Here is a 25039-nt window from a genome sequence, read left to right as displayed (position 1 = left end):
TAGCGAGACCCACCACGACCGAATTCGCGATCGACAGCTCGCCGCCGACTACGACAGGAGCCTTCGCGGCATCAGCAGGTAGCGGAACGACCCCGTGGTGTCGTCGGCGTCGGTTCCGGAGATGACCACGGGCTTGGTCGCCTGGGTGAAGGCGAGGTCGACCATCTCCCCGTCGATGGCGGTGAGGCCGTCGAGCAGGAACTGCGGGTTGAAGCCGGTGGTCAGGTCGTCGCCGTTGATGTCGGCGTCGACGGCCTCGGTCGCCATCGCCTCGTCGCCGGAGCCGGCGTCGAGGACGATCTGGTTGTCGCCGAACTTCATCTGCACCGCGGTGTTGCGCTCAGCCACCAGCGCGACGCGCTTGACGGTCTCGATCAGGTCGGCCTTGCTGACCTTGGCCACGGTGAGGTGCTCGGCCGGGAAGAGCGAGCGCACCTTGGGGAACTCGCCGTCGAGCAGCCGCGTGGTGGTGCGACGTACGCCGCCCAGGCCGCTGCCCTCGAAGCCGATCAGGCCCTCGCCGGCGCCGCTCGAGCTCAGGGCGATCGTCACCTCGGCACCGGACGTGAGCGATTTTGCGGTGTCGCCGAGCACCTTGGCCGGCACCAGCGCGGCGACCGACTCGTCGGGGGACTGGGGGTTCCAGGTGAGCTCGCGGTGCGAGAGGCGGAAGCGATCGGTCGCGAGCAGCGCCATGGTCGAGCCGTCGATCTCGATCCGTACGCCGGTCAGCACCGGCAGCATGTCGTCGCGACCAGCCGCGGTCACGGCCTGCGCGACGGCGTGGGCGAAGTCGGCGCTGGAGACGGTGCCGGTGGCCGAGGGCATCTCCGGCAGCGTCGGGTAGTCGGAGACGGGCATCGTCTGGAGGCTGAAGCGCGCGGACCCGCAGGTGAGCGAGACGCGGGGACCGTCGAGGGTCAGCTCGACCGGCTTGGCCGGAAGGCTGCGGCAGATGTCGGCGAGGAGGCGTCCGCTCACCAGCGCCTTGCCCTCGTCGTTGACCTCGGCGGAGAGCGTGGCGCGGGCCGAGGTCTCGTAGTCGAACGTCGAGAGCACCAGCCCGGCGTCGCTCGCCTCGATCAGCAGACCGGCCAGGACCGGCGAGCTGGGGCGGACGGGCAGGCTGCGGGCAGCCCAGGCAACGGCATCGGCGAAGACGTCGCGTTCGACGCGGAACTTCACAAGGGTCTCCTCGACGAGAGGTGGTGCGGGCAACGAGCGGCTGCACGCAGGCGGGAACCACACGCGTGCACGTGGGAAGTGCATCCTGCCACGCGCTGTCGAGGCAGCGGCAGGGTTCTCCCCAGAGTGAGGGCAGTCAGGTGTTGGCGGGAGATCGATCCAGTCTTGAGGTTCATAGTCGTCATAGGGTCCGTGGAAACTGTGGACAACTCAGGTTTGTGCAGGTCAGGGGTCCGAAACCCTGTGCACGACGGGTGTGGACGCCGCAGGGCCCGGCTGCCGGGCATGTGGATCGGCGGGCATTCCGTGTGGTTCGTCCCGAGGCGTCCACAGGGTCTGGGGATGAACTGTCGGACCGAACCACAACTTCTCCACACGCGAGGCAGGTCGCCGGCGGTTCGGGACGTCAGGCCTGGCGGGCCTGCATCTTGACCCGGTTGGTGAGCTCGCTGACCTGGTTGAAGACTGCGCGGCGCTCGGCGAGGAGCTGGCGGATCTTGCGGTCGGCGTACATCACCGTCGTGTGGTCGCGGCCGCCGAACTCGCGTCCGATCTGGGGCAGGGACATCGACGTGAGCTCGCGGCACAGGTACATGCCGATCTGGCGCGCCATCACCAGGTGGCGCCCGCGTGAGGGACCGGTGAGGTCCTCGAGCGAGACGCCGAAGTAGGCGGCCGTCTGGGCGATGATCAGCGCGTGCGTGATCTCGGGCTCGCCGCCCTCGGGGATCAGGTCCTTGAGCACGATCTCGGCCAGGGTCATGTCGACCTCCTGGCGGTTGAGGTTGGCGAACGCCGTCACGCGGATCAGCGCACCCTCGAGCTCGCGGATGTTGGTCTGGATCTTGGAGGCGATGAACTCGAGCACGTCCGGCGGCGCGGTGAGCCGGTCCATCGCGGCCTTCTTGCGCAGGATCGCGATGCGGGTCTCGAGGTCGGGCGGCTGGACGTCGGTGATGAGGCCCCACTCGAACCGGTTGCGGAGCCGGTCCTCCAGCGCCTCGAGCCGCTTGGGTGCGCGGTCGGAGGTCAGCACGATCTGCTTGTTGGCGTTGTGGAGGGTGTTGAACGTGTGGAAGAACTCCTCCTGGGTCTGCGTCTTGCCCTCGAGGAACTGGATGTCGTCGATCAGCAGGACGTCGACGTCGCGGTAGCGCCGCTTGAACCGGTCCTGCCGGTCGTCGCGGATCGCGTTGATGAACTCGTTGGTGAACTCCTCGCTGGAGACGTAGCGCACCTTGGCGTTGCTGTAGAGGCTGCGCACGTAGTGGCCGATCGCGTGCAGGAGGTGGGTCTTGCCCAGGCCCGAGTCCCCGTAGACCAGCAGCGGGTTGTACGCCTTGCCCGGTGCCTCGGCGACGGCCACCGCAGCGGCGTGCGGGAACCGGTTGGACGAGCCGATGACGAAGGTCTCGAAGGTGTACTTGGGGTTGAGGCGCGTCTCCAGGGCCGAGGATCGGCGCTCGCCGCTGACGCCGACCGGCTCGTGGGGCTCGATCGTGACCGGAGCGGGGGGCTCGTACGGCGTCTGGATATTTGTCGACAAAGCGACAGATCCATCTGTCGATTGATCGATCTGCGGCTGGGTCTCCTCCTCGAGCGCCGGGTTGACCGTCACGAGCATCCGGATCTCGCGACCGAAGCCCTCGGTCAGCGCGTCCTCGATGTGGTTGCGCAGCCGGCCCTCGAGCTGGTTGCGGGTGAAGTCGTTGGGCACGGCGATGATCGCCGTGTTCTCGTGCAACGTCACCGGGACGCTCGGTCGCAGCCAGGCCCTCTGGTTGGGCTGGAGGTCCTCGACGATCTGCTGCCACGCCGTCCCGAGATCTACCTGCTGGTCGTCCACCCGGACCGCCTTCGCTTCTACCATGTCGTCGTGCTCGTGTGCTGCTCTGGATCCGGCCTCGCTGGGACGACGCCACCGATGTGACCGGTGAGGCTTCCACAGAGTTGTCCACAAGCTGTGAACTGCCGGGCCCGATCCGTGGGATCAGACCCCCACGGCCGCAACGGCTGGTGATCCTTCCAGCGTTTCCGCAGGTCAGAGACCGGTTCGAGTGGTCTGTGACCCGGATCACATGGTGTGCTGGACCCTGGTCGGACCGTGGTCGGGACTGACCGCGGAGGTCCCGAACGTAACAACCCGTGGAGGCGGGGAGCAAGATGTCATCCACAGGCAGACCAGCAGGGGCGGCTCGCGGGTTTGACCCCCACTTCGCCCGCCGCGTACCGTTGGCCGGTCGCTCCCCGTCGACGGGTGCCGCATGTCCACGATCCGCCACCTGGCGGCCGCGCGGACGGGCGGTGCCGGTTGAACGACCAGCACTGACGCCGTGTGGAGTGGACATCCCTCGAAACCTTCGGAGAAATAGCCGTGAGCAAGCGTACGTACCAGCCGAACAACCGTCGCCGTCACAAGGTGCACGGCTTCCGCCTGCGCATGCGGACCCGTGCCGGTCGCGCCATCCTGTCGGGCCGTCGTCGCAAGGGCCGCAAGAGCCTGGCCGTCTGACGGCCAGAGCCCGCGGCACACGCCGTTGCTCTCCGCTGTCCACCGCCTCACCACCGCTGACGGCTTCCGCCGCACGGTGCGTCAGGGGCGACGCGCCGGTTCGACGACCCTCGTGGTCCACCTGTGGGTGGACCGGGACGCCGCGCCGGCGCCGGCGCAGGTGGGGTTCACGGTCGGAAAGGCCGTGGGCAATGCCGCCACGCGCAACCGTGTGAAGAGACGACTTCGGCACCTGACCCGGGAACACCTCGCTGCACTCGAGGAGCTCCCGGGTCGTGCTGCGCTCGTGGTTCGTGCGCTCCCGGCCTCGTCGGAGGCGTCGTACTCCTCCCTCGGTGCCGACCTCGCCCGTACCCTGAGCAGGGTGAGCTCGTCATGAAGCACCTCCTCATCGGCTTCATCCGGGCGTGGCGCTTCGCGATCAGCCCGCTCTACGGCCAGGTCTGCCGCTACCACCCGAGCTGCTCGGCGTACGCCCTCGAGGCGGTCACCGTGCACGGCTCGATCCGCGGCACCTGGCTCGCCGTACGCCGTATCGCCCGCTGCCACCCGTGGGCCGCCGGCGGCTACGACCCCGTTCCCCCCGGCGCCGGATCGGCCGGCCAGTCCTCATCCACGTCCACCGCAACTCGAGGAGCATGAGTGCTCGACTTCTTCGGCACCATCGGCGGCGCGATCATGGCGCCGCTCTACTACGTCATCTCGGCGGTGCTAGTGGGCTGGCACAAGCTGTTCGGCAGCATCTTCGGACCCGAGACCGGCATCGCGTGGGTGCTGTCGATCATCGGGCTGACGCTCGTGATCCGCATCGCGCTGATCCCGCTCTTCGTCAAGCAGATCAAGTCCAGCCGCAACATGCAGCTCATCCAGCCCAAGGTGCGTGAGCTGCAGAAGAAGTACGGCCACGACCGGGAGCGTCTCGCGCAGGAGACGATGAAGCTCTACAAGGACTCGGGCACCAACCCGTTCGCGTCCTGCCTGCCGATCATCCTCCAGATGCCCATCTTCCTGGCGCTGTTCCGGCTGATCGACCAGGCGGTGAAGAACCCCGGGGACCCCAAGGGCCTCATGACGGTCACGCTCAACGAGCAGTTCCGTGACGCGACGTTCCTCGGCGCGAAGATCTCCGACACCTTCCTCAACACCGACGACATCGGTGTGCGCGTGCTGGCGGCCTTCCTCGTGCTCGCCATGACGGCGACCACGTTCCTCACCCAGCGCCAGCTGATGAGCAAGAACATGCCGGCCGACGCCCTCTCCGGCCCCTACGCCCAGCAGCAGAAGATGCTGCTCTACGTCCTCCCCGTCGTGTTCGCCGTCGGCGGTATCGCGTTCCCGATCGGTGTCCTCTTCTACTGGACCACGTCGAACCTCTGGACCATGGGCCAGCAGTTCTACGTCATCCGCAACAACCCTGCTCCCGGCACCCCCGCGGCCTCCGCCAAGGAGGACCGCGACCGGGCGAAGGCGGCTCGCAAGGGGCAGAAGACGCCCGCGCAGATCGAGGAGGAGCGCCTCGCCGCCGAGGCCGAGGCTCGCCGCGCGGAGAAGTCCGAGACCCGCCAGCAGCCCCAGCGGCAGTCCAAGTCCCAGCGCAGCAAGAAGAAGCGCTGACCCAGACCTCCCCTGACGACGCTCGCGAGGGTGTCGTCGTACCTGACCGAGAAGCAGGAGACACACGTGAGTGAGCAGCTGACCGACGGCGAGACCGCCGCCGAGACGACCGAGAACGACGAGCCGACCAGCGAGTCCACCGGGGCGGCCCGACCTTCCAAGGTGCAGCGCCTCGAGCACGAGGGCGACATCGCCGCGGACTACCTCGAGGAGCTCCTCGACATCGCGGACCTCGACGGTGACCTCGACATGGACGTGGAGGGTGATCGCGCGAGCGTGCAGATCGGCGGCGCCGACCTGAGCCAGCTCGTCGGTCGCAACGGGGAGGTGCTGGAGGCGCTCCAGGAGCTCACCCGCCTCGCGGTCTACCGCGAGACCGGCGAGCGGTCGCGCCTCATGCTCGACGTGGACGGCCACCGCGCCCAGCAGCGCGAGCGGCTCGTGGCCCTGGCCGAGACGTCCATCGCCGAGGTGAAGGAGTCCGGCGAGTCGGTGTCGCTGGAGCCGATGAGCGCCTTCGAGCGCAAGGTCGTCCACGACGCGGTGGCCGCTGCGGGCCTGACGTCGGAGTCCGAGGGCGCTGAGCCCAAGCGGCACGTGGTGATCCTCCCGGCGTGAGCGACGACGTTTCACGTGAAACCGGTGGGTCGAACAGGCCCCCCGCGGCCGTGTCGAGACCACCCTCCGTGCCTCCCGAGGCGCGGAGGGTGTTCGCGTCCGACCGCCTCGCGCTGGCCGAGCGCTACACCGAGCTGCTGGCCACCGAGGGCGTCCTTCGCGGGCTGATCGGGCCCCGCGAGGCACCGCGGCTGTGGGAACGCCACGTCCTCAACTCGGCCGTGCTCGGTGAGGCCGTGTCGGAGGGTTCCTCGGTGTGCGACATCGGTACCGGTGCCGGTCTGCCTGGTCTTGTCCTGGCCATCGCCCGGCCGGACCTCGCGGTGACGCTGGTCGAGCCGCTCCTGCGACGTACGACGTTCCTCGACGAGGTCGTGGCCGAGCTGGAGCTCAGCCACGTGACGGTGGTCCGCGGGCGTGCCGAGGACCTGCACGGGAATGCGACGTTCGATGTCGTCACGTCGCGCGCCGTCGCCCCCCTCGAGCGTCTGCTCGGGTGGTCGATGCCGCTCGTGTCCCCCACTGGTGCGACGGTGGCCATGAAGGGCCGCTCGATCCACGACGAGATCGCGGAGACACGGGACTTCCTGACCCGATGGCGGTGTGGCGAGCCTGAGGTCTTCGAGGTGGGCGCCGGTCTTCTCGATCCCCCGACCACCGTGGTGCGGGTGCCGTGGGCCGACCCTTTCCGGATAGGTTGGCCCCTTGCCCGGAATCCCAAGCGGCGCCCCGGGCGTCGGGACCGTTCTGCGGTCGAGCGAGAGGTGAGCTGAGTTGAGCCAAGGCCCCAGTGACGACATGGGTTGGCGCAGCACGGGTGGCGACCCGTACCCGTTTTCCACCGCTCAGGAGGGCACCCCTGAGCGGGGATATCCACAGGATGGACGTGTTCATCCACAGGAAGTGGATAGCGCGGCCGTTTCACGTGAAACACCGGCAGATGACGTTTCACGTGAAACACGACCCGCCTGGCAGGTGCGGACCGCCGGCGACCTCGCCGGTCAGGACAACGACTTCGCTGACGCGGCCACACCGCTGGCGCAAGCCGCCCAGCACTCGGTCCTGGCGCGCACCGGCGGTCTGCGGAGGCAGGGCGTTCCTCGTCCGGACGCCACGCGAGTCCTCGTCGTCGCCAACCAGAAGGGCGGCGTCGGGAAGACCACCTCGACGGTCAACGTGGCCGCCGGCCTGGCGCAGCTCGGCCAGAAGGTCCTGGTCATCGACCTCGACCCGCAGGGCAATGCCTCGACGGCGCTCGGGATCGAGCACCACCGCGGGGTGCCGTCGACGTACGACATGCTCGTCGAGGGCGCTCCCCTCGCCGACGTGATGACCGAGTCGGCCGACCTCCCGGGCCTGTGGGTCGTCCCGGCGACGATCGACCTGGCCGGCGCCGAGATCGAGCTCGTCAGCGTGGTCGCGCGCGAGCAGCGGCTCGACCGCGCGATCGCCGCCCACCCCCTGGTCGGCAGCGGGGCCGAGGTCGGCGAGGACCGCTTCGACTACGTCCTCGTCGACTGTCCCCCGTCGCTCGGCCTCCTCACGCTGAACGCGCTGGTCGCCGGCCGCGAGATGTTCATCCCGATCCAGGCGGAGTACTACGCCCTGGAGGGGCTCGGCATGCTCCTCGAGACCGTCGAGATGGTGCGCCAGCACCTCAACCCGCGGCTGGTCATCTCCACGATCCTGCTCACGATGTACGACGCCCGCACCCGCCTCGCCGCCGGCGTGGCCGACGAGGTGCGTGGCCACTTCGGCGACCAGGTCCTCAAGACTGCGGTCCCGCGGTCGGTCCGTGTGTCGGAGGCGCCGTCCTACGGCCAGACCGTGATGACCTACGATCCGGCGTCGGCGGGAGCGCTCTCCTACCTGGAGGCCGCCCGCGAGATCGCCAGCAAGGGAGCGCCCGCATGAACGAGGTCACGGCATGAGCAGCAACGCACCGCGGCGCGGACTGGGGCGCGGCCTCGGCTCGCTGATCCCGACCGCTCCCAGCCAGCCGCTCCCGCCGCCGGCCGCGGCCGACCCGGCCTCGTCCTCGGCTGGGCCGAACGAGCCGGCCACGCCTGCCGCCCCCGTCCCAGACGGGTCGCAGGCCGTGGACGGCACCGTCGCCGGCGCCTACTTCGCGGAGCTGCCCATCGCGCAGGTCCGTCCGAACGCCCGCCAGCCACGGCAGGTCTTCGAGGAGGAGGCGCTCGCCGAGCTGGTGCACTCGATCCAGGAGGTCGGCCTCCTGCAGCCCGTCGTCGTACGCCGCACCGGCGAGGACGCGTACGAGCTGATCATGGGCGAGCGTCGGTGGCGCGCCTCCCAGCAGGCCGGTCGCGACACGATCCCCGCGATCGTGCGCGAGACCGACGACGACGACATGCTCCGCGACGCGCTGCTGGAGAACCTCCACCGCTCGCAGCTCAACCCGCTCGAGGAGGCGGCCGCCTACGGCCAGCTGCTCGAGGACTTCGGCTGCACCCACGAGGAGCTCGCCCAGCGTATCGGCCGCTCGCGGCCGCAGATCTCCAACACGCTGCGGCTGCTGAAGCTGTCCCCTGCCGTCCAGCGTCGCGTCGCGGCCGGCGTCCTCTCCGCCGGACACGCCCGTGCCCTCCTCTCCGTGGACGACGCCGGTCTCCAGGACAGGCTCGCTTCCCGGGTCACGGCAGAGGGCATCTCCGTGCGGGGACTGGAGGAGATCGTCTCGCTCCGCAGCGAGGAGGAGTCGGCTCCGCGCGTCCTGCGCAAGAAGCCCGTCGCCCCCGGTCTCGAGGAGCTGGGAGAACGCCTCTCCGACCGCCTCGAGACCCGCGTCAAGGTCGACCTCGGCAAGGCCAAGGGCAAGATCACGGTCGAGTTCGCCAGCCTTGACGACCTGCGCCGGATCGTCGACATCATGGACCCGCGGAATCGCAACGACCGCCCGATCTAGGTCCAGCCCGGCCAGATCATTGTCAGCGTCATACGGACTGGCACCCATGGGTGCTCATCCGTATGACGCAGGCGTCGGTCGCCATGCGTGCGTCATACCGAGCCGCACCCATAAGTGCCGGTCGGTACGACACAGCGCCGCGTTCAATGTCGACAAAACGACAGATCGACCTGTCTACAAAGCGATCTGTCAATCTAGCGCTTTGTCTTCTTGGCGCGCTTCTCGGCCCGCTTGCGAGCGCGCTCCCGCTTCTCCTCGCCGTCGAGGCGAGCGGCCTCCTCCAGCGTGGGGGCGGAGCCGCCCATCGAGGCAGGCAGCCACCAGGAGCCGGGAGGCTGCTCGTCGGCGGGGTAGTCGGCGATGGTGTCGCGGAGCATCTGCGACATCTGGGCGTGGAGCCTCGCGGTGTCGCCGACGGGGTCGTCACCGGTCGGGTGCATCGGCTCGCCGACCGTGATGGAGATGGTCTTGCCCCGGGAGAAGTCGCGGGGGTGGTCCTTGGTCATCATCCGCTGGGTGCCCCACAGGATCACGGGCACGACGGGTACGCCGGCCTCCGCGGCGATGCGTACGGCCCCGGTCTTGAACTCCTTGAGCTCCATGGCGCGGGAGATGGTCGCCTCGGGGAAGATCCCGACGGCCTCGCCCTGGCGCAGGCGGTCGACGGCCGCGTGAAAGCTCGCGATCCCCTCGCCCCGGTCGACCTCGATGTGGTGGAGCGAGCGCATGAGTGGGCCGACCCACCGGTGGTCGAACAGCTCGCGCTTGGCCATGAAGCGCACGAGCCGGCCGGACGGGTTGGCAGCCAGGCCGCCGTAGATGAAGTCGACGTAGCCGATGTGGTTGTAGGCCAGCAGCACACCGCCTTCGCGCGGGACGTGCTCGGTGCCGCTCATCCGGAAGCTCTGGCCAAGGGCCTTGAAGGCCGCCTTGGCGGTGACGATGATCGGCGGGTAGGTCACATCGCGCATGCGGAGGAGCCTAGGGTCAGCCGACCGTGGCCGCGACCCTTCGTGATCAGCGTCGCGTGGCGAGGAAGTCTGCGATCCGGCCGATGGCCTCCTCGAGGACCGATGCCTCGGGGAGCGTGACGAGCCTGAAGTGGTCGGTGTCGGGCCAGTTGAAGCCCGTCCCGTGCGTGACGAGGATCTTCTTGGCGCGAAGCAGCTCGATCACGAAGTCCTGGTCGTCGTCGATGGCGTAGACGTCCGGGTCGAGGCGCGGGAAGCAGTAGAGAGCGCCGCGGGGCTTGACGTTGCTGACGCCGGGGATCTCGTTGAGCAGCCGGTGGGCGAGCATCGACTGCTCGTAGAAGCGGCCACCGGGGCCGATCAGCTCCTCGATGGACTGGTAGCCGCCCAGGGCCGTCTGGATGGCGTGCTGCGCGGGCACGTTGGCGCACATCCGCATGTTGGCGATCAGCGTCAGGCCTTCGAGGAAGTCGCCGGCGATCTCCTTCGGTCCGGAGATCATCACCCAGCCGGCGCGGTAGCCGCACACGCGGTAGGCCTTCGAGAGGCCGGAGAACGTCAGGCACAGCACGTCGTTGCCGCCGTAGGTCGCCGCATGGTGGTGCTGCGCGTCCTCGAAGAGGATCTTCTCGTAGATCTCGTCGGCCATGACGACGAGCTGGTGTCGCCGGGCGATGTCGACGAGCGCCTTGACCGTGCTCTCGCTGTAGACCGCACCCGTGGGGTTGTTGGGGTTGATGATCACGATGGCGTGCGTGTTCTCGGTGATCTTCGACTCGATGTCGGCGAGGTCGGGGTTCCAGTCGGACTCCTCGTCGCACCGGTAGTGCACCGGGATCCCGCCGGCGAGCGTCACGGCGCCCGTCCAGAGGGGATAGTCGGGCGCGGGCACCAGGATCTCGTTGCCGTCGTCGACGAAGGCCTGCAGCACCATCGAGATCAGCTCGGAGACACCGTTGCCGATGAAGATGTCCTCGACACCGACGTCGCGCAGGCCGTGCGACTGGTAGTAGTGCATGACCGCGGTGCGCGCCGACCAGATGCCCTGGCTGTCGGCGTACCCCTGCGACTGCGGCAGGTGGTGGATCATGTCGGCGAGGATCTGCTCGGGGGCCTCGAAGCCGAACGGCGCCGTGTTGCCGATGTTGAGCTTGAGGATCCGGTGGCCCTCGGCCTCGAGCCGCTGCGCCTCGACCAGGATCGGCCCGCGCACGTCGTAGCGGACACCTTGCAGCTTCTTGCTCTGTCGGATCGGGCGCACGCTTCATCCTCTCAGGCGCCTTCCGGCGCTAGCATCGGGAGCGTGTCCCGCAAGACCGCGCGCCTGACGGTCGACCATCTCGCGGAGCTGGCCGACCCGGTGCGGTCGTGCCTGTTCTGGGAGCTCTCGCCCGTCGACCGGGCACGGCTCGACCACGACGAGCGGATCGCGGAGAAGGAGAGCTGGCTCTCGACGGTGCTGCGTGACTGGGGCTCGTGCGGGCGGGTCGTACGCCTCGACGGGCGCACCGTCGGGCACATCGTCTACGCCCCGGCGGCGCGGCTGCCCGGGGCGGCGACCCTCCCGACGGCCCCGGGCTCGCCCGACGCGATCATCGCGGCGACCGCGTGGGTCGAGCCTGGGCTGCGGCGGGGCGGCCTCGGCCGGCTGCTCGTGCAGGCGATGGCCGCCGACCTGGTCGAGCGCGGCCACTCCGCCATCGAGGCGTACGGCGACACGCGGGGGCAGACGACGGGATGCGTGCTGCCGGCCGAGTTCCTCGGCGGCGTGGGCTTCAAGACCCAGCGCGCGCACCCCACCACCCCGCGGATGCGGATGGAGCTGCGGACGGCGCTGAGCTGGAAGGACGAGGTCGAGCTCGCCCTCGAGAAGGTCTGGGGGGTCGTCCGTCCCACGCAGAAGGCGACCCGCCCGATCGGATCGGTGCGGGTCGCCTCTCGCGACTAGACGTGGTGAGATCTCGATACAGCCCTGTCGCGACTTCGTACCTCAGTCGCGGGGCCACTCGATCTGGCCACGCCCACGTGCCGAGCGCAAGCGCTCGTCACTGCGTGGCTCAGATGATGCCGTCGAGCTCCTTGAGGAGCGCGGCCTTGGGCTTGGCGCCCACGATGGACTTCACGACCTCGCCACCCTGGTAGACGTTGATCGTCGGGATGCCGGTGACGCGGTAGGACGAGGGGGTCACGGGGTTCTCGTCGACGTTCATCTTGAGGAAGGTGAGCTTCTCACCGTGCTCGGCGTTGAGCTCGTCGAGGATCGGGGCGACCTGGCGGCACGGACCGCACCACTCAGCCCAGAAGTCGACCAGGACGGGCTTGTCGGACTTGAGGACCTGCGCCTCGAACTCGGCGTCGGTCACGGCGGCGATGTTGGCCACGGTTGGTGCCCCTTTCAGGAGGTCTGTTCGGCGATGTCTACTGAACACCGCCCCACCGACAGTTGTTCCCGTCTGCGGGGCGGGACGAGCGGAGGTCAGGCGCCGGCCGTCTGCACCTGCTCCTCGATGGCGTGCACGGTCGCCGCAGCGTCGCCGGCGGTGGACGCCTCGTGGTCGAGCGCGGCGATGAAGCGCTCCGCGTCGAGGGCGGCGGCGCAGCCGGTGCCGGCAGCGGTGATGGCCTGGCGGTAGTGGTGGTCGACGAGGTCGCCGGCCGCGAAGACGCCCGGCAGGTTGGTGGCCGTCGAGGGGTGGGAGACCAGGACGTAGCCGTCGTCGTTGAGGTCGACCTGTCCGGTCAGCAGCTCCGAACGCGGGTCGTGGCCGATCGCGATGAACATGCCGGTCACGTCGAGCTGCCGCTCGTCGCCGGTGACGGTGTCGCGCAGGGTGATCGACTCGAGCTTGTCGGCACCGTTGATGGCCGCGACCTCGGAGTTCCAGACCATCTCGAGCTTGGGGTCGGCGAAGGCTCGCTCCTGCATGATCTTGGAGGCGCGCAGCTCGTCGCGGCGGTGGATCAGGTAGACCTTCGAGCCGAAGCGGGTCAGGAAGGTCGCCTCCTCGATCGCGGAGTCGCCGCCGCCGATGACGGCGATGGCCTGCTCGCGGAAGAAGAAGCCGTCACACGTCGCGCACCACGAGACGCCGCGGCCGGAGAGCTCTTCCTCGCGGGGCAGGCCGAGCTTGCGGTAGCTCGAGCCCGTGGAGAGGATCACCGACCGGGCGGTGTAGGTGTCGGTGGCGGTCTTCACGACCTTCACGTCGCCCGTCAGGTCGACCTCGATGACGTCGTCGGAGACCAGCTCGGCGCCGAACCGCTCGGCCTGGGCGCGCATCTCGTCCATCAGGGCCGGGCCCATGATGCCGTCGCGGAAGCCGGGGAAGTTCTCCACCTCGGTGGTGTTCATCAGCGCGCCACCGGCGGTGACCGAGCCCTCGAAGACGAGCGGGTTGAGCGAGGCGCGAGCCGCGTAGACGGCGGCCGTGTAGCCCGAGGGCCCCGAGCCGATGATGATGACGTTGCGGGTCTCGGTGCTGGTGCTCATGTGGGTCAATCACTCCTGCTGGCTTGCTGGTACGGGGTGGTGAGGTACGTCGTCCTCAACCGATCGTAGGCGACCGTTGTTCCACGCCCCGCCCGCACCGCTCAGGGCGCGGGCAGCGTGATCGTACGCACCGGAACGGCCTCGCCGCACACGTAGAGCTCAACGCCCTGCGCCTGGTCGACGGGGCGACGGAACACGACGACCCCGGTCCGGCCGTCGACCTCCGCGGCGACGAGGGCGGCGGCCCTGCCCGGACGGGGGACGTCGCAGCCCCGGAGCGCGTCGAGCGTGGCGAGCTGCTGGCGACGGGTGGCGCCCGCCGCCCGCAGGGCGAGGAGCTGGTCGTCGAGGTCGGCGTCGGCCGTCGACAGGCTCGGCACCCCGGCGAAGGGGGTGGCGGGAGAGCTCTTCAGCGACTCCGGCGCGGGCTCGGAGGCGGCACCGGAGTCCCCGCCCTGGTCGGCGCCGGAGCTGGTGCTCGAGTCGGCGCTGGACCCCCCGGCCTCGGGGGACTCGGCGAGCGAGGAGTCGGACTGCGAGCCGGCACTCGACTCGCTGGAGGAGTCGTTGCCGCCGCGGGGGAGGGCCTGGCCGATCGCGACACCCGCGACGACGACGGAGGCGGCGGCCAACAGGCCGATGCTCGCCACCCGGCGTCGGCGGGAGCCGAGGTCGACGACGCGTCCGGGCGAGCGGTCGTCGTGCTCGGTCGCGGGGGCGGCCGTGCGCTCCGACACGCGCTGGGCCGTGAGGGAGGCGAGGGTCTCGTCGAGGCGGGCGACGACGTCGGCAGGCGGCGGCCCGTCGTGACGGGCGTCCGCGAGCAGGCGGCGTACGGCCTCCTGCTCGGGCGGGAGTCCGGAGGACTCGGACATCGGCGGTCACCTCCTCGGGTGGCGCGGTGGTGCGGGGGACGGGTGCGGGGGACGGGTGCGGGTGGGGGATGCTCAGGGCGCGGGAGGACCGCGTGGCCGCACGGTGGGTTGGACGGGACCGTCCGGGGGCGGGTTCCCGTGAGGCGGGTCACCGGCGGGGTGGCGCAGGTCGGCGAGCAGCGCGGCGAGCTTGGTGCGACCGCGCGAGCAGCGCGACTTCACGGTGCCCTCCGCGCAGCCCAGCATCTCGGCCACCTCGGCGACGGGGTAGCCCTCCATGTCGACGAGGACGAGCGCGGCACGCTGCTCGGCGGGCAGCGTGGCGAGCGCGTCGAGCACCCGGCGTCGCTGCTCGGCGTCCTCCGCGACCGACTCGGGCTGGTCGTCGTGCACGGCGGTCGCCACCACGGTGCCGCGGTCCTCGACGTCGTCCGGCATGGACTCGAAGCGGCGGATCTTCGCGGCCCGGAGGCGGTCGAGGCAGGCGTTGACGACGACGCGGTGCAGCCACGTGGTCACGGCGGCTTCCCCGCGGAAGGAGCCTGCCCGCCGGAAGGCCGCGATCATGCCGTCCTGCAGCCCGTCGGCGGCGTCCTCCGGGTTGCCCATCGTGCGGAGCGCGACCGCCCACAACCGGTCGCGGTGGCGGGCGAACAGCTCGCCGAAGGCGGCGGCGTCACCGTCGACGTGGGCCTGGAGGAGGTCCCGGTCGGAGCGCTCGTCGCTCGTCGGGGTGTGGGTCACCCGGGGTCCCCGGGGCGTTGTTCGACGGAGGAGCGCAGCGGGGGAGACGAAGAACGTCGTGGGGTGGTCATCCGAGCACCTGCACCTCGGTGATCGTGCCGCGGAACCCGTCGCTGACCTGCGGCAGCAGTGTCAGCCAGACGGTGACGTACTGGCCCGACACCGGCTCCGTGAGGTCGATCGTCAGCTCGCCGTCGCCCGACGCGGTCCCGACGGGGGTCAGCCCGGACACCCCCGTGGGGGGCTCCGAGGTGACGTACGCCGCCAGCGAGGTCTGACCACCCGCCGTGGTGACCAGCACCTGGCGGACGGCCTTGGTCGTGCCGAGGTCGATGACGAGACCGACGCCGGTCTTGAGCCCGGCGGGGCCGAAGTTCTGCTGGTAGGTCGAGGTGGACCACGAGGTCGCGGGGTCGCCGTCGAGGACGTTGGGGACCGACTCCGGGTTCTCCTCCCGCGGAGCCGCTCCCTGCGGGTCGAAGTCGTCGGCGGTCAGGTCGGCGAACGGCGTCGGGGCGGCGGCGCTCGGGGTGGTCGTGGACGTCGGCTCCTCGCTGGAGCCGGGCGTCGGTGGCTTCAGGCCGAGCTGGTAGGCAGCGACGGCTGCCACGCCCACGAGCAGGCAGATGCCCACGATGATCGCCAGCCGGATCCAGGTGCGTCCCGGCACCTGGTCGCCGGTGTCGTCGAACCCGTCGCCGGTGTCCCACCGGTCCTCGGTCCACGAGCCGGAGGACCACGACCCGGTGTCGCGGCCCACCGGGCGCACCCCCGAGTCGCGGTTCGGGTCCACGCCGGAGTCGTGGCTGGAGTCCCACGGCCAGTACGCCGGGTTGGTGACGGGTCGGCTGCCCGGGCGGGGACGGCGTACGGGCTCGCCCTCCGGCGGGTCGGGCGCGAACAGCGGCTTGGGCGCCGGGTCGGCGAACGGCGGCGGCGGGGCGGGCTTCTCGGAGCGCGCGCGGAGCCAGTCGACCTCGTCGTCGTCGTGGAAGACCGGCATCCCGGCCTGCGTGGGCAGGTCGGTGCTCGACGTCGCCGGGTCGTCGTCGGGCGGCTCCTCGGCCCGGACGGCGGTCGTCACCTCCGGCTCGGGCTCGCCCGGGAGGTCGGCAGGACGGTCGTCCGAGGGGTCGGCGGGGAGGTCGGGCACCTCCACATCGGCACCCGGCTCGAGGTCGGCCGCCGGCACGACCGGCACCACCGTGGTGGGGGCGACGGCCGAGGTGGGAGGCGGGGTGGCGAGGGAGGACGGCTGGGGCGACGGCTGGGGGGCCGGCGGGGGGGTCGGCGGGGGGGTCGGCCGCGTGCCCGGGACCGCGACGTGGGTGCCGGTCATCTCGCCGACGTGCTCGAGGAGCAGGTCGCGGATGCTGCGCGCGGACGGGTGCGGGCGGTCGGACTCCCGCTGCGGGTTGAGCACCTGGTCGCACAGGGCGTCGAGCACGCGCGGGATGCCGGCCCGGACGCGCCGAGGGCGCAGCACCTCGCCGTGCACCTCGGGGGCGGGCGGCAACGCCGACGGCGAGACGCCGGCCCACTTGCCGGTGAGCGCGCAGTAGAGGAGGCCGGCGAGGTCGATCTCGTCGACGTTGACCCGGCCCGCGGGCAGGCCGCGGAGCGCCGCCTCGACCCCGAAGCCGATGATCCGCACCTGCCCGTGCTGGTCGATCAGCACGTGCTCGGGCGTCAGGCAGCCGTGGGCGAGGCCGGAGTCGTGGGCCTCGACGAGGCTGTCGGCGACCTCGGCCACGAGCCAGGCCGCACGTCGTGGGGCGAGCGGTCCCTCGCGGGTGAGCAGGATGTCGAGGGAGTCGCCCTGGCCCCACTCGTTGACGACGAAGCAGCGCCCTTCGGCGGCCTCGGCGTCGAGGACCCGCAGCAGCCGCCGGTCGATGACCGGCCCGGTGCGGCGCGCCGCCTCGAGGAGCGGCTGGGCGCGGTCGTCGTCCGCGGCGAGGATGTGCACGGCCACCGGGCGGTGGAGGACGAGGTCGTGGGCGCGCCAGAACCGACCCGCCCCGGACTCGGCGAGGAGGTCGTCGAAGCGGTAGCGCCCGGCGAGCACGTCACCCGCCTGCATCGACATCGGCATCGCTCACCCCACCTTCCTCGCCTGTCCCACTGCTGAGGCCACTCTAAGGAGTCTCACCCGCGCCGGAGGCGCGCCGCGACGGTGTCGACCAGGCTGGTGACCTCCCGCACCCGCAGCAGGCGGGCCCCGACGAGGAAGATCAGCATCCCGGCCGCCGCGCTCAGGCCTCCGCGCAGCAGCGACGGGAACGGTCCGGGGTACTCACCCATGCCGGCGAGGGCACGCTCCACCCCCCAGGCGGCAGCGCCGGTGAACGCCAGCACCAGGGCCATCCGCACCAGGAACCGGAGCAGCTGCGGGGTCTCCAGGCCGCCGACCCTGCGGCGGAGGAGGACGAAGCTCACGACCGCGCCGACGGTGTACGACGCCAGGTAGGCGACGACGAGCATGGGCGCGGTGTCCTCCGGCGGCCGGGAGGGCACCAGCAGGAGGGCGACGACGACGTTGGTCGTCGACACCGCGAGCTGGATGAAGAAGACCAGCCGCGTCATCTCCATGGCGTAGAAGCCGCGGAGCATGAAGTAGTGGACGGTGAAGACGACCAGCGCGGGTCCGAAGACCGCCAGGGTCGGGGCGAAGGCGGCCGCCTCCTCCGGGTTGTCCCAGCCGAAGGCGAAGCCGGCGACGTCGCCCGCCGTGATCGGCAGCAGCAGCGCGAACGGCAGCACCAGGGCGAGCGCCGTGCGGAGGGTCGACCCGACGGTGCGGCCCAGCTCGGGCAGGCGGCCCTCGTGGGCGTACGACGAGAGCCGCGGCAGGATCGCGGTCGCCAGCGAGACGGTGACGATGGCGTGCGGCACCATCATGATCAGCAGGCTGTTGGAGTAGACGAGGTAGCCGGTGCCGTCGCCGCCGCCGACCGTGCCGCCCGACGCGAGCTTGACCACGACGAGGTACGCCGCCTGGGTGACCACCACGAACAGCACCGTCCAGCTGCCCAGGGACAGCGTCTTGGCCAGCTCGGGGTCGCGGAAGTCGAAGCGGGGTCGGTAGGTGAACCCCGAGGCGCGCAGGTAGGGCACGAGGACGAGGAACTGGACCACGATCCCCAGCGTCGAGCCGAGGCCGAGCATGACCTCCTGGCTGGTGCTGAGCGCCTCGGACCGGGCCGCGCCGTCCCCGGTCGGTCCGAAGAAGATGAGGTAGGTGACCAGCATCAGGACCGACAGCAGGTTGTTGGCGATCGGCGCCCACATCATCGGACCGAAGCGCCCACGGGCGTTGAGGACCTGCCCGATGAGGACGTACATGCCGTAGAAGAAGACCTGCGGCAGGCACCAGCGGGTCAGGGAGACGATCGACTCCAGCTGGGTGACCCGGTCCGGGTCGAGGTAGCGACTGTCGAGGTAGAGGCGCAGCAGCAGCGGTGCGGCGACGACCAGGACGATCGTGACGACACCCAGGAAGAGCGCCGAGAGGGTGATCACCCGGCTGGCGTAGGCGTCGCCGCCGTCAGCGTCCTCCTTGATCCGCCGGACCAGCTGCGGCACCAGCACCGCGTTGAAGATGCCCCCGGCCAGGAGGATGTAGACCATGTTGGGCAGCGTGTTGGCGATCGCGAAGAGGTCGCCCCGCAGGCCCGACCCGAGGGCGACCACCAGCAGCGCGGCGCGCACGTAGCCCGACGCGCGGGACAGGACAGTGCCCGCCGCCATGATCGCCGACGAGGCCAGGACCTTCTGGTCACTCTGGTCGCTCACGAGCGCTCCACCGCCGGGGTCCCCGCTGCGGGTCCGTCCGCCGGCGCCGGCTCGAGGTCGGTCGCGGGGTCGGGCTCGGGATCGGTTGCCGGGTCGGGCTCGGGGTCACGGTCGGGCTCCGGACCGGGCTCGAGCTCGCTGTCGGCGGCGGCGAGCTCGGCGCGACGGGCCCTGATCTGGCCGGGCAGGCGGTAGCCGATCATCCCGAACAGCACGAGCGCACCGAGGGCCATCACGATCCAGATGATCGCGCTCACCCGGGCAGCCCGGATGGGCAGGGAGTCGAAGGACCCGAGCGGCACGCCGTCGAGGCTGGTGACCGAGAGGCGCACGTTGTGCACGCCCGCCCGGCTGGTGGTGGCCTCGAACCGGACGACGCTGCGCGCACCGGGACCGAGGCGTCGTACGCCGCCGCCGCTGAGCGTCAGCTCGCCGTCGGTCCGCACCTGCACCTGCACCTCGACCGGCTGGTCGAGGCCGTTGACGAGCGTGACGCCGAGGGGGCCGGAGTCGCTGGAGAGGGTGACCGCCGGGGGTGCCTCGATCTCGACCTTGCCGAGGTCGGTGCGGATCGACTCCTCGACCCGTTCGGCCGCGCCGACGGCCAGCCCGGGTCGCTCGCGGTGCTGCTCGGACAGGGTGACCAGCAGCTCGTCGCGCACCTGCGCCTCGATGGTCGTCACCGGGATGACCACCTGCTCCAGCAGCGTGGCGGCCCCGCCGGCGCGGTTGGCCGCGGAGAAGGCCTCGGGACCGAGCTCGTCGTCGATGTCGTCGTCGGTGTAGGTGAGGCTCGCGGCCGGGACACCCTTGGGCGTGCGGGCGGCGATGTCCCCGAGGGGGACCAGGTCGAGCCACGACTGCTCGAGGTCGGTGAAGAACGACGCGGCGTCCTCGCCTCGCCACACTGTCGGCAGGGTGACGACGAGCGGCGCGGTGTTGTCGGCCTCGAGGCGCAGGGCGGCCTCGCTGAGCAGCCGTTGCCGCAGGGCGAGGGGGTCGTTGGACGCCGTCGGGGCCGGTCCGCCCGCCTCCGCGCCGGTGCTCGTGACCACCACCTCGTGCCCCAGTAGCCGGACGACGGATGTGGGGCTGGTGGGCGGGATGGCGAAGGCGTTGTCCCCCAGCAGGATCGTCGTGCCCAGGGGCATGGCGGCGACGGCCTCGGGGCTGAGCAGGTCGTTCTCCGGCGCCACGGTCGGCTGGGACGGCAGCGTCAGGGCGGTCATCACCTCGGCGCCGCGGGCGACCGCCTGGTCGAAGCGGGGGCGGTCGTTCCGGATCGACGCGGAGACGTCGACGTCGCCGTAGGGCAGCGTCAGCACCGGTGTCGCGCCCACGAGCAGCTTGAACCGCTCCAGCCACGCCGCGGCGGAGGCCGCCAGCTGTGCCTCCTCGTCGGTCGGCTCCTCGGTGGGGACCGGCTGGGTCGGGGTGAGCGTCTCGCCCGGCGTGGTCGGTGTCTCCTCGCCCTCCGCGGGCGGCTCCACGGGTGTGGGCTCCTGCCCGGGCACGTTGGGGTCGGGGGTGAGGGTGCGCGGCGGGTTGCCGTTCGCGAGGCGCGCCAGCGCGTGGAGGACGGCGGGGTCCACCAACCAGCTGTACGGCGCGGAGCCGGCGGAGTCGGCCATGTCGAGGACGCCGTCGAGGCTGCCCCCCTCCGCGAGCCGCTTCGCCCAGCGGTCGGTGCCGGCGACGGCGCCGTCCTCGTCGAACCACACGCGGCTGCGGATCGGGAGGATCACCGAGGCCTCGCGTGGCTGGGCGCCTCCTGATGCCACTCGGGGGATGAAGGTGCGCGCCCGGCCGTCGGCGACGAGGTCGCGCGGGACCGAGCTGTCGCCGAGGGCGTGGATGCCGATCCAGTAGATGCCCGGCTCACCTGAGGTGGCCAGGAGCTCGACGGGCACGGAGTCGTTGAAGGTGGCGGACGCTCCCGGTGCCAGCTCGTCGATGGTGTCGAAGGTGCCGGGCACGGTCACCCGGTCGCCGACGAACAGGGTGGGGTCGATCGTGGCCGACTGGGAGAGCGTGAGCGGGTCGCGGATGGGCGTCTCGGAGGAGAAGGCGTGCAGGTTGACCCGCGTGAAGGTCTCGTCGCTGACGTTGGTGACGGTCCCGCCGATCTCCACGTCACCGCTCTCCGGCAGGACGGGACTCATGGTGTCGATGTGCACGAGGAGCGGGTCGCCGTCCCTGGCAGGAGCGGGGGCAGGAGCTGGGGCAGGAGCGGGGGCGAGCGCGGCCGCACCGGGCGCGAGGAGACCCGCGCTCGCGACGCCGAAGGTCAGGAGCCCCGCCAGGGCAGCACGGAACGACGACGGGCGGGGCACGCACCGATGCTAGTTGTTCGGCACCACCCGGCCGGCACGTAGAGTGGCCTGTCGTGTCCGACGCCGCACTGCAGCCCCTCACGATCGTCGAGATCCAGCGCCGCGTCGGCGAGGAGCTGGACCGCATCGGGTCGGTCATCGACGAGCTCGGCACCCTGTTCAGCGACGCCGGCGAGGAGCTGGCGCTGGTCGGCGGACCGGTCCGCGATGCGATGATCGGTCGGCTCCAGAACGACCTCGACTTCACCACCTCCGCGCGGCCCGACGTCACCGAGCGCCTCGTCTCCGACTGGGCCGACGCCGTGTGGGACATGGGCCGCGACTTCGGCACGATCGGCTGCCGCAAGGGCCCGTGGCAGGTCGAGATCACCACCTACCGCTCGGAGAGCTACGACCCCTCCTCGCGCAAGCCCGACGTCGACTTCGGTGACTCCCTCGAGGGTGACCTCGGTCGCCGCGACTTCAGCGTGAACTCGATGGCGGTGCGGGTGCCGGGCCGCGAGTTCGTCGACCCGTTCGGCGGGATCGTCGACCTGGCCGAGCGGGTGCTGCGCACCCCCGGCACCCCCGAGGACTCCTTCTCCGACGACCCGCTGCGGATGATGCGTGCCGCCCGCTTCGCCGCGCAGCTGGGTTTCGCCGTCGCGCCCGAGGTGGTCGAGGCGATGACCGCGATGGCCGGCCGGATCGAGATCATCTCGGCCGAGCGGGTCCGCGACGAGCTGGTGAAGCTGGTGTGCGCCCCCCACCCCCGGCTGGGGCTCACGCTGCTCGTCGAGACCGGCCTGGCGTCGTACGTCCTTCCGGAGCTGCCCGCCCTCGCCCTCGAGCGAGACGAGCACCACCGTCACAAGGACGTCTACGAGCACACCCTCACGGTCCTCGAGCAGTCGATCGACCTCGAGCAGCGCCTGGGCGGCGGGCCCGACTTCGTCGCCCGCTTCGCCGCGCTCATGCACGACGTCGGCAAGCCGCGGACCCGGCGCTTCGAGACCGGGGGTGTCGTGACGTTCCACCACCACGACGTCGTCGGGGCCAAGCTGACCCGCAAGCGGATGAAGGCGCTCCGCTTCTCCAACCACGACATCGAGGCGGTCTCGCGCCTGGTCGAGCTGCACCTGCGCTTCCACGGCTACGGCTCGGGGGAGTGGACCGACAGCGCCGTACGCCGCTACGTCCGCGACGCCGGCGACCAGCTCGAGCGGCTGCACATCCTCACCCGCGCCGACTGCACCACCCGCAACCAGCGCAAGGCCGACCGCCTGCGCCGGACGTACGACTCGCTCGAGCAGCGGATCGCCCGGCTGTCGGAGGAGGAGGAGCTGGCCTCGATCCGGCCCGACCTCGACGGCAACCAGATCATGCAGGTCCTCGACATCGGTCCCGGTCGCGAGGTGGGCCAGGCCTACGCCTTCCTCCTCGAGCTGCGGATGGACGAGGGCCCGCAGACCCCCGAGCAGGCCGAGGCCGCGCTGCGCGCCTGGTGGGCCGCCCGCTCCTGACCGGGTCTCAGGCGCTGCGGTCGCGGACCGCGGCGTCGAGCCAGGCCGGGAAGGCCGACAGGTCGTCGAGCACGACGTCGGTGCCGGCCTCCTCGAGCTCGGCCCGCGTGCACCCGCCGGTCAGCACCGACACGCTGAGCACGTCGGCGGCCCGGGCGCCCTCGACGTCGTGCACGTGGTCGCCGACATAGGCCAGCGCTCCCTCCCGGCGCAGGACCTCGGCCTTGCCCACGCCCCACACCCAGCTCTCGAGGTGGTCGGCCTCGAGGCCGAGGTGGTCGAGGTGCAGCTGGGCGTTGGGGCCGTACTTGCCGGTGACGACGAGCACCCGGCCCCCGTGGGCGCGCACCGCGGCGAACGCCTCGTGCGCCCCGGCCAGGGCGGGCACCGTCGTGATCGCGTGGTCGGGGTAGAGGGCGCGGAACCGGTCACCCGCCGGGCCGACCTGGTCCGGCGACAGGTGCGGTGCGAGGAGGTGGTCGAGGGGCGGACCGAGCCGCGCCGTCATCTCCTCGACCGGGAAGTCCACGCCGAGCTCGGCGCCGAGCGCGAGCAGCACCTGCCGGAACCCGGCCGCGGTGTCGATCAGGGTGAGGTCGAGGTCGAAGCCGACCACGAGGGGGGTGCGTGCGGTCACGGCCGCGAGCGTACGCACCACCGTCGGTAGCACGCAGCCCCGCCCCCACGGAGGGGACGGGGCCTGCGTCGACCTGGCGCGGGGCCAGGGGTGGGGTCACTCGCCCGCGATGAACTTCTCCAGCTCGGCGCGACCGAGCTCGTCGGCCATCTGCACCGGCGGGGACTTCATGAGGTAGGCCGAGGCGGGGAGGATCGGGCCGCCGATGCCACGGTCCATGGCGATCTTGGCCGCACGGACGGCGTCGATGATGATGCCGGCCGAGTTGGGGGAGTCCCAGACCTCGAGCTTGTACTCCAGGTTGAGGGGGACGTCACCGAAGGCGCGACCCTCGAGGCGGACGTAGGCCCACTTGCGGTCGTCGAGCCACGCGACGTAGTCCGACGGACCGATGTGGACGTTGCGGTCGCTGACCTTGTCGGCGAGCTCGCCGGTGAGGTTCGACGTCACGGCCTGGGTCTTGGAGACCTTCTTGGACTCCAGGCGCTCGCGCTCGAGCATGTTCTTGAAGTCCATGTTGCCGCCGACGTTGAGCTGGTAGGTGCGGTCCAGCGCGACGCCGCGGTCCTCGAACAGCTTCGCCATCACGCGGTGGGTGATGGTGGCGCCGACCTGGCTCTTGATGTCGTCACCGACGATCGGGACGCCGGCGTCCTCGAACTTCTTGGCCCACTCGGGGTCGGAGGCGATGAAGACGGGCAGGGCGTTGACGAAGCCCACGCCGGCGTCGATCGCGCACTGGGCGTAGAACTTGTCGGCCTCCTCGGAGCCCACCGGGAGGTAGGAGACGAGGACGTCGACCTCGGCGTCCTTGAGCGCCTGGACCACGTCGACCGGGTCGGCGCCGGACTCCTCGATGGTCTGGCGGTAGTACTTGCCGAGGCCGTCGAGCGTCGGGCCGCGCTTGACCTCGACGCCGAGCGTCGGGACGTCGGCGATCTTGATCGTGTTGTTCTCCGAGGCGTTGATGGCCTCGGACAGGTCCTTGCCGACCTTCTTGTCGTCGACGTCGAAGGCGACCACGAACTCGACGTCCTTGACGTGGTAGTCACCGAAGACGACATGCATGAGCCCGGGGACGGTCCCGGTCGGGTCCGCGTCCTTGTAGTACTCAACGCCCTGGATGAGGGAGGTGGCGCAGTTGCCGACTCCCACGATCCCTACTCGTACCGAACCCATGGGGCTCTCCTTCTCATCGCTGGTCGTGCTGGCTGGTTGTGGCTGGTTGAAGGTGTTCAGTCGTTCGTGGTCGGTGCTGGTGCTGGTGCTGGTGCCGGTGCGGGACGTACGTCGCTGCGCTCGGCCTGGATCAGGTCCGAGAGCCACCGCACCTCGCGCTCCACCGACTCCACCCCGTGGCGCTGGAGCTCGGCGGCGTATCGGTTGACCTCGGCCTGGGTGCGCTCGAGCTCTCCCTGCACGCGCGCGAGCCGCTCCTGCAGCCGCGAGCGGCGTCCCTCCAGGACGCGGAGCCTGATCTCCATGTCGGTGGAGGAGAAGAACGCGAACCGGATGTCGAAGTTGTCGTCCTCCCACGCGGTGGGGCCGACCTCGGTCATGAGTCGCTGGAAGTGCTCGTTGCCGGCGGGCGTGACCTCGTAGGTGATGCGCGGGCGCCGGGTGGACGCCGTGGCAGGAGCCGCGACCTCGGTGATGAGGTTGGCGCGGAGCATCTTCTTCAGCGCGGGGTAGAGCGAGCCGTAGGACAGCACGCGACCCCACCCGAGCATGAGGTTGAGCCGCTTGCGGAGCTCGTAGCCGTGCATGGGTCCCTCGTGCAGCAGTCCGAGGACTGCGAGCTCGATGGTGTCGCCACGACGTGCCATGTGACCTATCG

Annotated in this window: 24 protein-coding genes; 10 read left to right on the top strand and 14 right to left on the bottom strand. The window is 70.8% G+C overall.

Annotated features, from left to right (window positions below; translation table 11 throughout):
- Positions 1–48: 48 nt before the first annotated feature.
- On the bottom strand, positions 49–1185 hold the full coding sequence (dnaN, locus tag AC1DP1_RS05130) for a DNA polymerase III subunit beta (RefSeq protein WP_477505921.1): 1137 nt from the start codon (positions 1183–1185) through the stop codon (positions 49–51).
- Between the two features lie 406 nt (positions 1186–1591).
- Positions 1592–3055, bottom strand: a complete 1464-nt coding sequence (gene dnaA / locus AC1DP1_RS05125) for a chromosomal replication initiator protein DnaA (protein ID WP_477505920.1) — start codon at positions 3053–3055, stop codon at positions 1592–1594.
- A gap of 504 nt (positions 3056–3559) precedes the next feature.
- Here dnaA and rpmH point away from each other — a divergent pair.
- The 8 genes from rpmH to AC1DP1_RS05085 all read left to right on the top strand — a co-directional run bounded on the left by rpmH (position 3560) and on the right by AC1DP1_RS05085 (position 8855).
- Complete coding sequence (gene rpmH / locus AC1DP1_RS05120) at positions 3560–3697, top strand: 50S ribosomal protein L34 (RefSeq protein WP_300048438.1); 138 nt, start codon at positions 3560–3562, stop codon at positions 3695–3697.
- Positions 3636–4076: a ribonuclease P protein component gene (gene rnpA, locus AC1DP1_RS05115; RefSeq protein ID WP_457186254.1), complete on the top strand. Its 441-nt coding sequence runs from the start codon at positions 3636–3638 to the stop codon at positions 4074–4076. The genes rpmH and rnpA overlap by 62 nt, the downstream gene beginning before the upstream one ends.
- A complete protein-coding gene (gene yidD, locus AC1DP1_RS05110) occupies positions 4073–4339 on the top strand; it encodes a membrane protein insertion efficiency factor YidD (RefSeq protein WP_457186252.1) in 267 nt (88 codons plus the stop codon). The genes rnpA and yidD overlap by 4 nt, the downstream gene beginning before the upstream one ends.
- Entirely contained in the window at positions 4340–5311 is a 972-nt protein-coding gene (gene yidC / locus AC1DP1_RS05105; protein ID WP_477505919.1) for a membrane protein insertase YidC, read from the top strand. It begins immediately after the preceding gene.
- A 42-nt stretch (positions 5312–5353) separates the two neighbouring features.
- A complete protein-coding gene (locus AC1DP1_RS05100; RefSeq protein ID WP_477505964.1) occupies positions 5354–5929 on the top strand; it encodes a Jag family protein in 576 nt (191 codons plus the stop codon).
- An 89-nt stretch (positions 5930–6018) separates the two neighbouring features.
- Positions 6019–6702, top strand: coding sequence for a 16S rRNA (guanine(527)-N(7))-methyltransferase RsmG (rsmG, locus tag AC1DP1_RS05095; protein ID WP_477505918.1), 684 nt, complete (start codon positions 6019–6021; stop codon positions 6700–6702).
- A gap of 202 nt (positions 6703–6904) precedes the next feature.
- Complete coding sequence (locus tag AC1DP1_RS05090; protein ID WP_477505917.1) at positions 6905–7843, top strand: ParA family protein; 939 nt, start codon at positions 6905–6907, stop codon at positions 7841–7843.
- 13 nt (positions 7844–7856) lie between these two features.
- Entirely contained in the window at positions 7857–8855 is a 999-nt protein-coding gene (locus tag AC1DP1_RS05085; protein WP_457186244.1) for a ParB/RepB/Spo0J family partition protein, read from the top strand.
- A 194-nt stretch (positions 8856–9049) separates the two neighbouring features.
- On the opposite strand, the gene AC1DP1_RS05080 is transcribed toward AC1DP1_RS05085, so the two are convergent.
- Positions 9050–9826 carry a lysophospholipid acyltransferase family protein gene (locus AC1DP1_RS05080; protein ID WP_477505916.1) on the bottom strand — a complete coding sequence of 259 codons (777 nt, stop codon included), beginning with the start codon at positions 9824–9826 and terminating at the stop codon, positions 9050–9052.
- 46 nt (positions 9827–9872) lie between these two features.
- Complete coding sequence (locus AC1DP1_RS05075) at positions 9873–11087, bottom strand: pyridoxal phosphate-dependent aminotransferase (protein WP_457186240.1); 1215 nt, start codon at positions 11085–11087, stop codon at positions 9873–9875.
- Positions 11088–11129: 42 nt separating this feature from the next.
- Between AC1DP1_RS05075 and AC1DP1_RS05070 the strand changes: the two genes are divergently transcribed.
- A complete protein-coding gene (locus tag AC1DP1_RS05070) occupies positions 11130–11774 on the top strand; it encodes a GNAT family N-acetyltransferase (protein ID WP_191193807.1) in 645 nt (214 codons plus the stop codon).
- 109 nt (positions 11775–11883) lie between these two features.
- Here the strand turns inward: AC1DP1_RS05070 and trxA are convergent, their stop codons facing one another.
- The 7 genes from trxA to AC1DP1_RS05035 all read right to left on the bottom strand — a co-directional run bounded on the left by trxA (position 11884) and on the right by AC1DP1_RS05035 (position 21063).
- Positions 11884–12207: a thioredoxin gene (trxA, locus tag AC1DP1_RS05065; protein WP_299930264.1), complete on the bottom strand. Its 324-nt coding sequence runs from the start codon at positions 12205–12207 to the stop codon at positions 11884–11886.
- Between the two features lie 95 nt (positions 12208–12302).
- On the bottom strand, positions 12303–13316 hold the full coding sequence (gene trxB / locus AC1DP1_RS05060) for a thioredoxin-disulfide reductase (RefSeq protein ID WP_457186236.1): 1014 nt from the start codon (positions 13314–13316) through the stop codon (positions 12303–12305).
- A gap of 101 nt (positions 13317–13417) precedes the next feature.
- Positions 13418–14191 carry a hypothetical protein gene (locus AC1DP1_RS05055; protein ID WP_477505915.1) on the bottom strand — a complete coding sequence of 258 codons (774 nt, stop codon included), beginning with the start codon at positions 14189–14191 and terminating at the stop codon, positions 13418–13420.
- 72 nt (positions 14192–14263) lie between these two features.
- Entirely contained in the window at positions 14264–14935 is a 672-nt protein-coding gene (gene sigM, locus AC1DP1_RS05050; RefSeq protein ID WP_477505914.1) for an RNA polymerase sigma factor SigM, read from the bottom strand.
- A 67-nt stretch (positions 14936–15002) separates the two neighbouring features.
- Positions 15003–17030, bottom strand: a complete 2028-nt coding sequence (locus tag AC1DP1_RS05045; protein ID WP_477505913.1) for a hypothetical protein — start codon at positions 17028–17030, stop codon at positions 15003–15005.
- Between the two features lie 53 nt (positions 17031–17083).
- On the bottom strand, positions 17084–18730 hold the full coding sequence (gene murJ / locus AC1DP1_RS05040) for a murein biosynthesis integral membrane protein MurJ (RefSeq protein ID WP_477505912.1): 1647 nt from the start codon (positions 18728–18730) through the stop codon (positions 17084–17086).
- Entirely contained in the window at positions 18727–21063 is a 2337-nt protein-coding gene (locus tag AC1DP1_RS05035) for a DUF6049 family protein (RefSeq protein WP_477505911.1), read from the bottom strand. The genes murJ and AC1DP1_RS05035 overlap by 4 nt, the downstream gene beginning before the upstream one ends.
- Positions 21064–21155: 92 nt before the next feature.
- Between AC1DP1_RS05035 and AC1DP1_RS05030 the strand changes: the two genes are divergently transcribed.
- The gene (locus tag AC1DP1_RS05030; protein WP_477505963.1) at positions 21156–22565 is read left to right on the top strand and encodes a CCA tRNA nucleotidyltransferase; all 1410 of its coding nucleotides are present in this window, start codon (positions 21156–21158) and stop codon (positions 22563–22565) included.
- A 7-nt stretch (positions 22566–22572) separates the two neighbouring features.
- On the opposite strand, the gene AC1DP1_RS05025 is transcribed toward AC1DP1_RS05030, so the two are convergent.
- The 3 genes from AC1DP1_RS05025 to AC1DP1_RS05015 form a co-directional block, all read right to left on the bottom strand.
- The gene (locus AC1DP1_RS05025; protein ID WP_457186224.1) at positions 22573–23202 is read right to left on the bottom strand and encodes an HAD family hydrolase; all 630 of its coding nucleotides are present in this window, start codon (positions 23200–23202) and stop codon (positions 22573–22575) included.
- A 96-nt stretch (positions 23203–23298) separates the two neighbouring features.
- Positions 23299–24381 carry an inositol-3-phosphate synthase gene (locus AC1DP1_RS05020; protein ID WP_457186222.1) on the bottom strand — a complete coding sequence of 361 codons (1083 nt, stop codon included), beginning with the start codon at positions 24379–24381 and terminating at the stop codon, positions 23299–23301.
- Positions 24382–24437: 56 nt separating this feature from the next.
- On the bottom strand, positions 24438–25028 hold the full coding sequence (locus AC1DP1_RS05015; RefSeq protein ID WP_477505910.1) for a PadR family transcriptional regulator: 591 nt from the start codon (positions 25026–25028) through the stop codon (positions 24438–24440).
- Positions 25029–25039: the final 11 nt, after the last annotated feature.

The organism is Nocardioides sp. P4_G10 (genome assembly GCF_056401175.1).
Note: the sequence above shows the minus strand (reverse complement) of the source record. Positions and strands in the feature narration are given on the sequence as shown.